Source organism: Mycobacterium aquaticum, assembly GCF_002086485.1.
GTDB classification, from domain to species: domain Bacteria; phylum Actinomycetota; class Actinomycetes; order Mycobacteriales; family Mycobacteriaceae; genus Mycobacterium; species Mycobacterium aquaticum.
This window is the reverse complement of the sequence record NZ_MVHF01000080.1, coordinates 1-13,256: the sequence shown is the minus strand read 5'-3', so window position 1 is coordinate 13,256 and position 13,256 is coordinate 1. Positions and strand designations below refer to the sequence as shown.

Genomic DNA, 13,256 nt, shown 5'->3' with positions numbered 1-13,256 from the left:
GCCGGCGACATCGCCGGATGGGACCTCGCCCCCCGCGAACTCGAAGTGCTGCAGCACCTCGTCGCCGGACAGCGCAACCGCACGATCGCCCTGACGCTGGGGATCAGCGAGAACACCGTCAAGTTCCATGTGCGGAACCTGTTCCGCAAGCTCGACGTCAGCTCACGCACCGAGGCCATCGCGCTGGCCAACAGCCACGGCCTGCGGTGACGCCGTAGCGGTCACGATGCTTTCTGCTGCACCGGGAAAGTGCCGAGGCTGCGGACCGTTTCGCCGAAGACCTCGTCGGGGTCGAGGCGGCGGAGTTCTTCGGCGAGGCAGTCCTGCAGGGTGGGCCGCGGCAGCGAGATCCGCTGCAGGGGCTGTCCCGGCTGGGTCAGTTCTGCCACCGAACGATCCGGCCGGACCAACTCGATGTCCCCGGCGTCCCGGCGCAGCCGGACGCGGCGGATGCCGACGCCTGCGCCGTCGGCCACGACAGTGACCGGAACCTGAAGAGACAGCTTGAGCCAGGCCGCGAGCAGCAGGGTGCTCGCCGAGTCCGAGGCACCCTCCACGGTGACTGCCGTGACGGGCGACGCATCCGCATGGTCGAGCGCGGCCGCCAGCTGGATCCGCCACTTCGTCAGGCGGGTCCAGGCGAGATCGGTGTCGCCGGCCGTGTAGGTGTCCCGAAGCCTCTCCAACGCCAGCCGCGGTTCGCCCTCGTTGGCCGAGTCGGTGATCCGGCGGTGGGCGATGCGTCCGATGGACGTCTCTCCCGCGTTGTCCGGGGCACCGTGCGGCCACCAGGCCACTATCGGCGCGTCGGGCAGCAGCAGACCGGCGACCAGTGATTCGCCCTCGGTCGCCAGCTCCCCATAGGCGCGCAGGATGATGACCTCGGAGGCGCCTGCGTCGCCGCCCACCCGGATCTGAGCGTCCAGCCGGGTCGGAGCCGAAGCCCCGCTGTCGCTGAGGACGATGATCCGGCACGGGTGTTCCCGGCTGGCCTCGTTGGCGGCCTCGATGGCGTCCTCTTCGAACCCGGCCCGGGTGATCACCACGAGGGTCAGCACCCGGCTGAGCGCGATGACGCCGCCTTGCTCCCGCAGGGTCGAGAGTTCCTTGGAAACCTCTGCGGTGGTGGTGTCCGAAAGATCTACGATCATGGCCGTCTCCAGGTCCGCCCATCGCGGGCAAGTAGCTCAGTGGCCGAGGCGGGGCCCCAGCTTCCGGGTGCGTACGGTTCGGGCTGTTCGTCGAGGCTGGCCCAGTAGGCCTCGAACGGGTCGAGGATCTTCCAGGACAGTTCGACTTCGTTGTGCCGGGGGAACAGTGGCGGCTCCCCCAGCAGCACATCGAGGATGAGGCGTTCGTAGGCCTCAGGACTGGACTCGGTGAAGGAGTGGCCGTAACCGAAGTCCATGGTCACGTCGCGGACCTCCGTCTGGGTGCCGGGGACCTTGGAACCCAGCCGGATCGTGGCGCCCTCGTCGGGCTGAACCCGGATCACGACGGCGTTCTGGCCGAAGTCGTCCTCGGCGAAGTCACGGAACAGCAGGTTGGGTGCGCGCTTGAACACCACGGCGATCTCCGTGACGCGGCGGCCCAGGCGCTTGCCCGCCCGCAGATAGAACGGCACGCCGGCCCAGCGGCGGGTGTTGATGTCCACGCGGATGGCCGCATAGGTCTCCGTGGTGGAGTCCGCCGGGATGCCGTCCTCTTCCAGGTAGCCGAGGACCTTCTCGCCGCCTTGCCAGCCACCGGTGAACTGACCCCGCGCCGAATGGGTCGATAGGTCGTCCGGCAGCTTGACCGCGGCCAGGACCTTCTCCTTCTCGGCACGCAGATCGTCGGCGTCGAACGAGATCGGTTCCTCCATGGCCGTCAGGGCCAACAGCTGCAGCAGGTGGTTCTGGATGACGTCGCGGGCCGCGCCGACGCCGTCGTAATAGCCGGCCCGGCCGCCGGTTCCGATGGACTCGGCCATCGTGATCTGTACGTGGTCAACGTAATTGGCGTTCCACAGCGGCTCGAAGAGTTGGTTGGCGAAGCGCAGGGCCAGGATGTTCTGGACCGTCTCCTTGCCGAGGTAATGGTCGATGCGGAACACGGCGTCCGGCGGGAACACGGACTCGACGACGTCGTTGAGTTGGCGGGCCGAGGCGAGGTCGTGCCCGAAGGGCTTCTCGATCACCACGCGGCGCCACTTGTCGTTCTCGGCCTGCGCCAGACCGGATTCCGAGAGTTGGCGGCAGACCTGTTCGAAGGCCTTGGGTGGAATCGAAAGGTAGAAGGCGTAATTGCCGCGGGTGCCGCGCTGCTCGTCGAGTTCCTCCAGCGTTGCGCGCAGCCGTTTGAACGCCGTCTCATCGTCGAACGCGCCTTGGACGAAGCGGATGCCTTCGGAGAGTTGCTCCCAGACGGCCTCGTCGAACGGAGTGCGGGCGTAGGCCTTGACGTTCGCCTTGACCTCGGCCACGAAGTCCTCGTTTGTCCATTCCCGCCGGCCGAAGCCCACCAGGGCGAAGCTCGGCGGCAACAGGCCCCGGTTGGCGAGGTCGTACACCGCGGGCACAAGTTTCTTGCGGGCGAGATCGCCGGTGACGCCGAAGAGGACAAGGGAGGATGGACCGGCGATGCGGTTCAAGCGACGATCGCGCGGATCCCGGAGCAGGTTGCGTCCGGGCCGCACACTCGAATCACCGTGGTCAGCGGACATGGTGGAATTCCAGCTCTCGACAAGGCGGTACGGCGTCGTCGACCTCACGGTTGCGCGAATGGGTCAGCGGGCGGGATCTCCCAGGGAGGAACGCGCCGCCGAGCGAACACGTGTGCAGACGAGTACCGCGGCGGGTGAGTTGATGCTTTATTTCAGGGGTAGAAAAGCCAAAAGGTGGCGTCCCGCAACTGCTTTCAGGATGCGGGACGCCACCGTTATGGGATAGCCAATCGCTGTGGATCAGGCGATCGCGGCGCGCAGTTCCTTCGCGGCGGCGGCCGGGTCGGCTGCACCGTAGATGGCGCCACCGGCGACGGCAACCTCAGCGCCTGCCTTCTGGACCGCGGGGATGGTGTCAACCTTCACACCACCGGCCACGGAGAACGGAACGCGAGCCTTCTCGCCTGCGGCCAGCAGACCGTTCAGGTCGAAGCCGGGCTTGGCCTGCTCGTCCAGACCAGCGTGCATCTCGACGAACTTGGCACCCAGGGCGCGAACTTCCTGTGCGCGGGTGGCCTTGTCCTCGATGCCGATCAGATCGACGACGACGCCCTTGTTGTGGGCCTGGGCGGCCTTGACGGCACCCGCGATGGTGGAGTCGTCGGCCGAGCCGAGGACCGTGACCAGGTCAGCGCCGGCCTTGAACGCGATGTCGGCTTCGAGCTCGCCAGCGTCCATGGTCTTCATGTCGGCGAAGACGATCTTGTCCGGGTGAGCCTTCTTGACGGCGGTGATGACCGACAGGCCTTCGGCCTTGATCAGGGGGGTGCCCAGTTCGATGATGTCGACGTAATCGGCAACCTTGCCGGCCAGCTCGAGGGCGGCCTCGGTGGACAGCAGGTCGATGGCGACTTGGAGCTTCATTGTGTGCCTTCTTTCTGTTGGGTACTGCGATGGGAATGGAATGTGAGGTAAGAGTTGGTCGTCGAGGTCCGGGTCACTCGAGGTTGGCGTGGCGCGTCCAGAGTTCCTCGGCCTCGACGTCGGTGTGATCCCACAGCGACTGGAAGACGGCCTCGGTGACGACGAACAGCACCTGCTCGAAAAGGGATCCGGCGTACTGCCGCGAGATGTGCGAGCCGTGATCGGTCTTCTGCGCGGCGGGGATGATCACCACGGCGTCGGCCAGACCGGCCAGCGGAGAATCCGGGTTGGTGGTGAACGCGGCGATGCGCGCCCCGGCCTTCTTGGCGGTCTCTGCGGACTTGACCACACCGGAGGTGGTGCCCGAGCCGGAAGCCACCAGCAACAGATCACCGGCAGCGATCGCCGGCGTGGTGGTGTCTCCCGCGACGTGCACGGTGAGGCCGAAGTGCATCAGGCGCATGGCGGCCATACGCAGGACGAGGCCGCTGCGACCCGCACCTGCCACGAAAACCCGTCCGGGCTGGACGATCTGGCGAGCGAGGACAGCAACCTGCTCCGGGTCGACTTTCGCCGCGGTGTCCGCGACCTCGTCCCGAACAAGGGAAAGGTTGTTGGCGATGTCGTCTCCGACGACCTTCACAGCGCCGCCGGCTTCTGCCGCTTGCGTCATGGTTACCCCCTTCGATCGGTCGTCGGGCCGTGACGGCCCGAACGGATGATTGGCTTGACTGAAACCAATAATCCCGAAGCGAACGGGTGGGGGTAATACTGTTTTCTGACGGTTCTGACTACCCTTTTGGATTGGTCGCCTGCCCTGACCCGTCCATACAGAGGTGGCGGAGCGGGCCCGGCGGCACTGCCCTCAGGGACTCGGCGCACCGCGGCGACGCCGTAGTCGGCACCGCCGGCCGCGTCTTCGACCTAGGATCGACTCACCTCGTAGTCCATTTTCGGAGCGCAGACTTTTGGCCACGCCGACCCCCTTCCAGTCTCAGATTTATCGGTCCCTGCCGGAAATCGAGAGGGCCGACGCGATTGTCGAGAGAATCTCCAAGGCGATCGCCCTCGGGCTGCTCAAGGTAGGTGAGCGCCTGCCCCCTGAGGCCGCACTCTCGGAGATGTTCGGGGTCGGCGGCGCAACCCTCCGTGAAGCCTTGTCGGAACTGCGCGAACGAGGGGTTGTCGAGACGCGTCGCGGCCGCAGCGGGGGAACGTTTGTCGTCAATCAGCCCGAGCCCGAGACCGACATCATGCGGGAGTGGTTTCTGACGACATCCATATCGGAAATCCGCGACATCGGTGACGAGCATTCCGCAATCGCGGCCGCCACCATCCGGCTGGCATGCGAGCGAGCCGAAGCACACGACTTCGACCGTCTCCAGGAGCTGGCGCGGGCCTTGGTCCTCGCCGAGACCCCCGAGACACGAGCTTCCGCCGACAGCCGCTTTCACATCGAATTGGCCGTGTCCGCGCAATCACCGAGGCTTGCCAATGCCGAAATCCGCCTGCAGGAAGAAACGGTTCGACAGCTGTGGGCGCCCTTCGCCGTCGCAGAGGCATACGATCCCGAGCGCGCAACCGCCGAGCACCTGGAACTGGTCCGGGCCGTGGCTCAGGACCACCCCGAAAGGGCCCAGAAGCTGACACTTGAACACATCAGGCGGAACATCTTCCACTTGATCGACACGAAACTCGTTCTCGGATATGCCCAGTCGAGACCGAGCAGTCCCGCTACCGCACCCGACGGCAGTTCTTCCTCTGAGGCCGCAATGATTCAGGAGGGCCAATGAACTCCACCACCGAAGTCTCGCGGGCTGTCGACGCCCTCACCTCGTGGATCAACGGCGTCGCCACCGAGACCAAGAGCCTGGCCAAAGATGTTGCCGCGCAACTCGATCGAAATCTCGCGGGCAAGTCGAAGGTGAGCCGGACGGCACTTGCCGGATTGGACGAGCTCTCCCGACAGTTCCTGACGAAGAACACGTACGCCGCAGGCGCAGGCACCTTCTTCGCCGCGGCCTCCGTCGAGGAGGGCGGCCACGCCTTCGAATGGTGGTTCCGCAAGGAATCCGGCGCCCTCGGCCGACTGGATTTCGACATGACTCCAGGCAGCGCCCGGTATTACGACTACGAAAAGCTGCCGTTCTTCTCGACCGCCGCAGCCACAGGTGAGCAGACCGTCTGGGGGCCGTATATCGACTACTCGGGCTTCGAGGAGTACATCCTCACCTTCGGGGCGCCGTTCTCGGTCCACGGGCACTTCTCGGGAGTGGCCGGGTGCGATATCCGGCTCACGGACCTGGAGCCCATCATCATGCCGGATCTGCTGTTGATTCCCGGCGACGCTGCCCTGGTCAACGCCAGTAATCGGGTCATCCTCGGCAATTCCGGCATGTATTTGGTGGGTGAGCGCCTCAAGTCTGGTTCTCCGGATCAGCATCGAGTCACACTCGATGTTCCACACCTGGGGCTCTCGTTGATCTACACCGCCGGCCGGCAGTCCACCTGAGCCCGACATACACAAACAAAAGAGAGACGGGAAGGCAGAGATCTGCCTTCCCGTCTTTCTCGAGAGGTGCTAGCCGGCGACGGTTCCGGCCGCAGGAGTCAACTGAGCCTTCGAGCGATGCCACTCATGCTGGGAGTACACCCAGATCGGGATGTAGACCGCCAGGACGAGGAAACCGACCCAGGTTGGGGCCCAACCGACTTCGAGGCTGTTCAGGTAGACCACACCGATGACGCACAGCGGCAGGTTGAACAGACCGAAGGCCAGGGCGACACCCTTCCAGCCCTTGGGTGCCTTGAACGGACGTTCCAAGTTGGCGAAAGCCGGGTCCCGCTTTGCCTTCACATAGGCGAACAGGCTGATGCCGTTGGCGCACGTGTAACCGATCGCGGAGGCCGCGACGATCGCCGCGGGGTTCCCCATCGAGATCAGCACCAGGTTGAAGATGGCGATGACCAGCATGGCCACCCAGGGAGTTCCCTGGCGGTTCGTCTTGCCAAAAGCCTTGGGCAGGTTGCCTTCCACGGCCATCGAGTGCATGGCGCGAGACGAACCGAGATACGCGGTTTGGATGATCAGGACCATGGCGGCGATCAACATGATGATCGTGATCGCGGAGCCTGCCGAACCGAAGACGGCGTTGGCGACGGGAAGCAGCGGCGACACAGCCTCAGCCTGGACCCCATCGACACCCAGCACACCGATGACCGCGGCTTCGACGAGCACGAACGAGAAGAAGCAGATGACGCCGCAGGAGAACAGCGCTTTGGCAACGTCTTTGGCCGGATTCTTGTATTCGGGCCCGTAGATGGCTGCGGTTTCCCAGGCACAGGCGCTCCACTGGGCGATCGCGAAGACGCCGAAGAGGATCAGGATGTGGTGCAGGTCCCAGGACCAGTCGGCAGGCATCCAGTCACTGGTGATCTTGGACATGTCGAAATGTCCGGTGGCAAAAGGCGCCACGGTCAGGATTACCAACGGGATCAGTGAGAAGGCGGCCAGAACGTAACCCAGCTTGGCGCCGTCTTTGAGGCCGAACCAGTTCACCACGAACAGGATGGTGAAGATGACCACGCCCGACATCAGCGAAAGCTGGTAGTCGGTGAACATGTCCAGCGCGGGGAACAGACCGTGCAGGTAGCCGCCGACCAGGATGGAGAAGATCGCCAGCACCGGGGTCCAGGCGAACCAGTAGCTCCAGGCGCTGAACCCGCCGAGCAGCTTGCTCATGTCGTACTTGCCCTTGCGGTTTCCGTTGCCGAAGACATGCTGCGCGAATCCGGGCAGTCCGGAGGCCTCGGGAAAGGTGGTGGCCATTTCGGCGTAGGCGGTGCTCTGGGCGAAACCCTGCAGCACCGACAGACCCCAGATGAGGATCGCCGCGGCGGCGAGGTACATGGGGATGTAGCCCAACGAGGGCAGGATCAGCAACGGCACACCCAGCGCGATGGCCAGGCCCTGCTTCCAGTCGATGGACCTCTTCAGGTCACCGACTTCTTCAGAATGACTTTCGGTCACAAGGATCTTCCTTTGGATATGTGAGGGGTGTCGATTTTCGAAAGGTGCGGGTGGGCCGGGGTGCCGAACGAGTCCGGCGACGAGGTCTTGCCGAAGGCGCCGGTTTTGCCGGCGGCGTGATGTCCGGGAGTGTTCTCCGGGCCCTCGAAGGAGTCGGACGTCTCCCGCCCGTGTCGTCTGTGAGGTGGATCACGTCAGAGGCTACAGCTTAATGCTGCAGTTCGGTAGCTTTTATCTAGACTTTTTTTGGCACGCCGCAGCAGACACACAGAAAAGGTGCCCTTGGTTGGCCCTTCCAAACCGGCGCGAAGAAACCCGCCGCGGTGCCGCCAGCAGGCAAGACACCCACTGCGGCCGGCGCGGAAAGATGCGCCGAAGTCGAAACCTGGCAACTCGCCGTGAAAGATCAGCGGAAACCCTGTGAGCGCCGGTTGCGGTTTGGTCGAAGCGTAGCCGCCGGCGCGGGTCACACAGTGCCCGAGTCAGACGTGAACACGAGCCCCCGAGAGCGGGCCGGCGAGCGAGGCGTAGCACTCGCTCTCGCGAACAGGGCTGAAATCGCCTGTTCAAGAAGGGATCCGACGCATGCCAGAGGCGCAGGCCGGCACCGGTGACCGAACTATCCAACAGTCGGCCGGCCGGTCGCCGCACCCGCACACGAGCGTCGGCCGCCACTTCCGCTCCACTGCACCGAGCCCATGCCACGGCAGCGACCGCCTCGGCGAAGATCGGCGAGGGACCTTTCGAGCTCGCGTCGGCAGGTATTGAAGCGTCACCCCTGGTAGAGCCACCGGGAAGCACCGCGGCCGGGTCGCTGGCCGCGCGCTGCGCAGGCTATCCAGACCAACCAGCCGTGAATATTTCTAAAAAAGTCTGGACTAGATGAATTAAGTGGCGTAGCTTCAACTGTGGGACGTGATCGGCATCACAGCAGCAGGGCTCAAGCCAGGGCTCGGCTGGCCTTCGGTGGAAGAGCGGATGCCGGTCGCAGAGGATCCCCCAAGGGACCTCGACCCGGGAGCTCCTGACCTAGTTTCGGCGCGCCGTCGCGCGCCGAAATCGACCAGTCCCGTCGAACGACGGTCGGGCCCGACAACCGTGATCAGCTCTGACACAACAGGAGTAAGCAAGCATGTCGACAGAAATCGCAACCATCGGAACCCTGACCAAGGCCGGGGCCATCCACAAGGTGGAGAAGGGCTACGAGGGGCTGCCGAGCATGAACGAGCCCGGTGTCATCGCCTCCATCGGTGATTCCCTCCACAACCCGGAGGGCACCGTGATGAGCGCCGGATTCTTCGAGCTGAAGAAGTCAGAGCCTCTGGTGTACACGTACACCTACGACGAGATGAAGCTCGTCGTCAAGGGTGAGTTCATCCTCACCGATCAGGACACCGGCGAGGTCACCCACGCCAAGGAGCGCGACGTGCTGTTCTTCCCCAAGGGCACCACCGTCAAGTTCGAGACCCCCGAATACGGCCTCGGCTTCTTCGCCGGCGACCGCACCTTCGCCCCGTAAGGACACCAAACCCCATGCGTTCCACGTCTATGTCGTTGGAGCCGGGTTTCCGCGGTGTCATCTGTGCGTCGTTCGGCGACACAGGTGACACCGCGGGTCGGGACACCGGTGACCGGCCCAAGTACGACCTCCACTTCACATCTGCCAACCCGGAAAGCCTCGCCGAGCTGAGGTCTGCGCTCGAACGGTCATGCGTCGGCGCGCGTCTCGTACTCGCCGGCCCCGCAATCGACGTCCATGCCGCCTCGGCCGCCGCCCAGGAGTGCGGCATGGTGGACGAAGAGATCACCCTGCTGCCCGATGAGAACAGCCCGTGGGTCGTGTTCTGCGGCCATTGCCACGTCGGCACCACCACCACCGGTGTGCACGGATCCGTCGAGGTGCCCTGCCAGGGATGCGGCATCGTCCTGGCCACCACTGACCACTTCTCTCGCCGTCTCGGCGGGTACCTGGGCTACGCCGCCCACGCCGAGGAGGCATGATGACCGCCACTGAAGCCCTCCAGCCCATCGTCCACCCGGCGATCGAAGACGGCATCGAGCTGGAAGTGACAAGCCGTGTGATGCAGACGGATTCGATCGTCAGCATCGCGTTCAGCGACCCGTCGGGGGCGACCCTGCCTTCCTATGTCGCCGGCAGCCACCTGGTGATCCAGTACGGCGATTCCGCGAACCTCGGCGCGAACGCCTACTCCCTCACCGGTTCGGGCAACGATCCCACCGAGTACACCATCTCGGTCCTGCTGGTCGAAGACGGCGGCGGCGGTTCGCTGGCCATGCACCGGCTCGTCGTCGGCGACCGCGTGTGGGTCTCACGCCCCCGCAGCAACTTTGCGCCCGTCAACAACGCCAAGCACAGCCTTTACGTCGCCGCAGGCATCGGAATCACGCCCTTGGTTTCGCATGCCATGAACGCGGCCAAGTGGGGCATGTCGGCCTCCATGATCTACGTCTACCGGCCCGGCGAAGGCGCGCATGTCGAGGAAGTCCGCGAACTCATGGGACCGGCGCTGACCGAGTGCCACGGCCGCGAAAGTTTCCAGCAGGTCCTCGCCAAAGCGCTCACCACGCAACGACTCGGTACCCACCTCTACGTCTGCGGGCCCGCCGCCTTCATGGATTCGGTCCTCGACCAGGCACGCGAGCTGGGCTGGCCGGAAGCACTGCTGCACCTCGAGCACTTCGGCGCTGGTGAGCTGGACGCGGGTGAACCGTTCACGGCGATCCTGGCCCGCAGTGGCGTGAGATTGGAAGTCCCGCCGGGCGTTTCGTTGTTGGAGGCCCTCGAGAAAGAGGGCAAGCAGATTCCCAACATGTGCCGCAAGGGCATCTGCGGCGAGTGCACGGTTCCCGTGCTTCGGGGAACTCCTCAGCATCGGGATCTCTACCTGAGCGACGAGGAAAAGGAAGAGAACGAACTCATGATGTGCTGCGTCTCCCGCAGCGTGGGTGAAGAATTGGAGTTGGACCTGTGAGCATCACCATCGACAACGACCTGGACACGGCGACCCTGCCGGATCGGATCCGTCGCTTTCCGTTCCCCTACACCGGTGACAGCTACCGCTACAGCGCCAACGTCGAGCCGTCCCGCAAGCTGACGCAGACCGAAGCGGGCGGTTGGGGCACGACCGTGGTGGACGTCGACGAGTTCTACGTCGACGATCTCAAGCTTCGCGCCGAGGTCCTGCAGCGGGATCCCTCGCGCATCAACACCCTGCCGCACATGCGCCCCGCAGTGTGGGACGCCATCACCACCCTGCTGCCGGAAATGGCGGAGGACAACCCTGACACGATGTCCTGGCAGCGCGAGGGTGATCGGGTCCGCTGGCGGAACACCCTGCTGAATCTCGACATCGAGTTCACCATCGGTGACGACGCGTCACTACCCACCGGGGATCCGTTGGACTTCCTGGGCAGCCAGATCCAGGACGACATCGTCTTCCTCGAACAGCGCGACAAGGCGCTGTGGCTCGACGCCGGTGTGGTCACCTTCGCCGCGGACTGGTCCATCGGGTTCGACGTCGGCATGAGCTTCAGCGAGATCCACAGCCCCGTCCCGCGGGTGAACGAGGAGAAGATCATCTCCCGCGCCCAGCACTTCCTCATGAGCCTGCAGCCCGGCGAGTCCTACCGCCGGACCAACTGGACCATGACCATCGATCGGCGCCTGGACACCTCCACCGAGACCTACCCCGAGTGGGCCGCGGACCGTGGCACGATCTCCACGGATCCTGCCCTGCCGGAGCGCGTCCATCTGCGGGTGGAAGTTCAGCAGCTCATCCGTCTGCCTCGCTCGGGTGCGGTCCTCTTCCTGATCCGGACCTACCTCCTGCCGCTCTCCGACATCGCAAGGGTTCCGGCCTGGCGTCGGCGCATGGGCGAGGTGCTGGCCGAACTCCCCGATGACATGGCCGACTACAAGGGCATCATCCGCTACCGCAAAGCCGCGTCCGACTGGCTGCTGTCCGGATAGGATGGCGGCGGGCTGTACCCGTCACGCCGTCCCGGCTGATCCGGCAGCTCAACCAATCCGCAGTCACCGTCTCTGAGATTTCGTCGCGCACAAAACCAACCAAGGAAGTATCCAGTGACTCTCGTCAGTGAAGCCCGGACCGTAGTGGGGGTTGCACACCCTCGGGACGCGCTGTCTCCCGAGGCCACCCCTTGCGCGGTTTCAGTCCCGACGAGCGGCGTCGCTTCGGCAGAGTCGTTGTGTCTCACCGGTGGTGGGCTGCGCGAGCCGGCCAAGGGCTTGGCAGGGACCCGCAAATCGTTGCGGGCCCTTGCCAAGCGGCGTATCGCCGATCTACACGTCGAGGTTTGCGTCGGTCCGTGGTCTCTCGGATGGTTCGGTGACGCCGAAGGACGGCGTTTGATGCGGGCCCCGAGCCGGGCACCCCGCAGTATCAACAAAGCGCAGCCGGCCTGCGGGGCCGGCGAAGTTAGGAAGCGATGACCACGCGGCTTATTGACAACTTCGACGGCGTTCTCGCGGACCTCGACGGTGTCGTGTACACCGGCCCGAGCGCGATCGACGGCGCCACCGAGGCGCTCGACAAGCTGGCGGGCGAGGGCAAGAGCCTCGCATACGTGACCAACAACGCGTCGCGCTCATCCGAAGAGGTTGCGGCTCACCTGCGGGAACTGGGCGCGCCTGCGACCGCCGAGCAGGTGTTCGGGTCTGCCCTGGCCGGAGCCGAGCTGCTGGCCCGCCAGGTGCCTGCAGGCGCGACCGTGCTCGTCGTCGGCAGTCAGGTCCTCGCGGACTCCGTCAGGAAGCAGGGACTCGTCGTCATCTCCGCATCCGACGGCCAGCCCGACGCTGTCATCCAGGGGTTCGCCCCCAGCCTCGGCTGGAAAGACCTCGCAGAGGCCTCCTACGCGATCCAGGCGGGTGCCCTCTGGGTCGCGACGAACTTGGACATGACCCTTCCGCAGGAGCGCGGGTTCGCGCCCGGCAACGGGGCATTGGTGGCCGCGATCGCCACCGCTACCGGCAAGACTCCCCTGGCCGCAGGCAAACCAGAACCGGCCCTCTTCGAGACGGCGGCGCGCCACTCCGGTGTCGAGCGCCCCCTCGTCGTCGGTGACCGGCTGGACACCGACATCCTGGGCGGAAATCGGGCAGGCATGGACACAGTCCTCGTGCTGACCGGCGTGGACTCGCCGCAGACGGCCCTGACGGCCCGCGTCGACGAACGTCCCAAGTACATGATCCGGTCCCTCGGCGAACTCTACGAGGAATACCCGGCGATCACCGCCGACAACGGCGCCTACTCCTGTGGCGATGCAACAGCCCGGGTGTCGGGCTCGAAGCTCAGCATCGACGGCCGTGAAGATGACCTCGACAGCTGGCGCGCCGCCTGTGCGGCCTGGTGGGCGGCACATCCGGACACGACACCCGACGTTGCGCCGGAGATCGTTTTCACGGCGGCCTGACAGATCTCGACCAAGACTTTTTACAGCTACGCGTAGGTCAGAGCGTCCGCACCAGTGGCGGGGACTCTGGCCTCGCTGACATATCCGGTTGCGCTGCCGGTGGGAAAAGCGTTTTGCGATAACGACAATCGAAAGGCTGCTGCATGACGAACACGACCGGCACGGCTCAGATCGGGGTGACGGGGCTGGCGGTGATGGGGT

13 protein-coding genes are annotated in these 13,256 nt (G+C 65.1%); 8 read left to right on the top strand and 5 right to left on the bottom strand.

Annotation, left to right across the window (positions count from 1 at the left end; genetic code table 11):
* Nucleotides 1-210, top strand: a 210-nt coding sequence (locus tag BST13_RS37735) for a response regulator transcription factor (RefSeq protein ID WP_142282951.1), incomplete at its 5' end; no start/stop codon positions are given.
* A gap of 11 nt (nucleotides 211-221) precedes the next feature.
* Here the strand turns inward: BST13_RS37735 and BST13_RS37730 are convergent.
* From BST13_RS37730 to hxlB, 4 genes are all read right to left on the bottom strand, one after another.
* Nucleotides 222-1,151: a glucose-6-phosphate dehydrogenase assembly protein OpcA gene (locus BST13_RS37730; RefSeq protein WP_083171261.1), complete on the bottom strand. Its 930-nt coding sequence runs from the start codon at nucleotides 1,149-1,151 to the stop codon at nucleotides 222-224.
* A complete protein-coding gene (gene zwf / locus BST13_RS37725) occupies nucleotides 1,148-2,704 on the bottom strand; it encodes a glucose-6-phosphate dehydrogenase (RefSeq protein ID WP_083171259.1) in 1,557 nt (518 codons plus the stop codon). Before zwf ends, BST13_RS37730 begins: the two co-directional genes overlap by 4 nt.
* A 240-nt stretch (nucleotides 2,705-2,944) precedes the next feature.
* Nucleotides 2,945-3,568, bottom strand: coding sequence for a 3-hexulose-6-phosphate synthase (gene hxlA / locus BST13_RS37720; RefSeq protein WP_083171258.1), 624 nt, complete (start codon nucleotides 3,566-3,568; stop codon nucleotides 2,945-2,947).
* 73 nt (nucleotides 3,569-3,641) lie between these two features.
* Nucleotides 3,642-4,241 carry a 6-phospho-3-hexuloisomerase gene (gene hxlB, locus BST13_RS37715; RefSeq protein WP_083171256.1) on the bottom strand — a complete coding sequence of 200 codons (600 nt, stop codon included), beginning with the start codon at nucleotides 4,239-4,241 and terminating at the stop codon, nucleotides 3,642-3,644.
* 295 nt (nucleotides 4,242-4,536) lie between these two features.
* Between hxlB and BST13_RS37710 the strand changes: the two genes are divergently transcribed.
* On the top strand, nucleotides 4,537-5,361 hold the full coding sequence (locus BST13_RS37710) for a FadR/GntR family transcriptional regulator (RefSeq protein WP_083171255.1): 825 nt from the start codon (nucleotides 4,537-4,539) through the stop codon (nucleotides 5,359-5,361).
* Nucleotides 5,358-6,080: a cache domain-containing protein gene (locus tag BST13_RS37705; protein WP_083171253.1), complete on the top strand. Its 723-nt coding sequence runs from the start codon at nucleotides 5,358-5,360 to the stop codon at nucleotides 6,078-6,080. Before BST13_RS37710 ends, BST13_RS37705 begins: the two co-directional genes overlap by 4 nt.
* Before the next feature lie 69 nt (nucleotides 6,081-6,149).
* Here BST13_RS37705 and BST13_RS37700 read toward each other — a convergent pair whose 3' ends face one another.
* Nucleotides 6,150-7,598: an APC family permease gene (locus BST13_RS37700; protein WP_083171252.1), complete on the bottom strand. Its 1,449-nt coding sequence runs from the start codon at nucleotides 7,596-7,598 to the stop codon at nucleotides 6,150-6,152.
* Nucleotides 7,599-8,730: 1,132 nt separating this feature from the next.
* On the opposite strand from BST13_RS37700, the gene BST13_RS37695 reads away from it, so the two are divergent.
* The 5 genes from BST13_RS37695 (at nucleotide 8,731) to BST13_RS37675 (ending at nucleotide 13,055) form a co-directional block, all read left to right on the top strand.
* Nucleotides 8,731-9,117, top strand: coding sequence for a cupin domain-containing protein (locus BST13_RS37695; protein WP_083171250.1), 387 nt, complete (start codon nucleotides 8,731-8,733; stop codon nucleotides 9,115-9,117).
* Between the two features lie 14 nt (nucleotides 9,118-9,131).
* Entirely contained in the window at nucleotides 9,132-9,599 is a 468-nt protein-coding gene (locus BST13_RS37690; RefSeq protein WP_083171249.1) for a dimethylamine monooxygenase subunit DmmA family protein, read from the top strand.
* Entirely contained in the window at nucleotides 9,599-10,591 is a 993-nt protein-coding gene (locus tag BST13_RS37685) for a PDR/VanB family oxidoreductase (protein ID WP_083171247.1), read from the top strand. The genes BST13_RS37690 and BST13_RS37685 overlap by 1 nt, the downstream gene beginning before the upstream one ends.
* Nucleotides 10,588-11,589, top strand: coding sequence for a heme-dependent oxidative N-demethylase family protein (locus tag BST13_RS37680; RefSeq protein ID WP_083171246.1), 1,002 nt, complete (start codon nucleotides 10,588-10,590; stop codon nucleotides 11,587-11,589). The genes BST13_RS37685 and BST13_RS37680 overlap by 4 nt, the downstream gene beginning before the upstream one ends.
* A 479-nt stretch (nucleotides 11,590-12,068) precedes the next feature.
* Nucleotides 12,069-13,055, top strand: a complete 987-nt coding sequence (locus tag BST13_RS37675) for an HAD-IIA family hydrolase (protein ID WP_083171244.1) — start codon at nucleotides 12,069-12,071, stop codon at nucleotides 13,053-13,055.
* The last annotated feature ends 201 nt before the right edge of the window (nucleotides 13,056-13,256 follow it).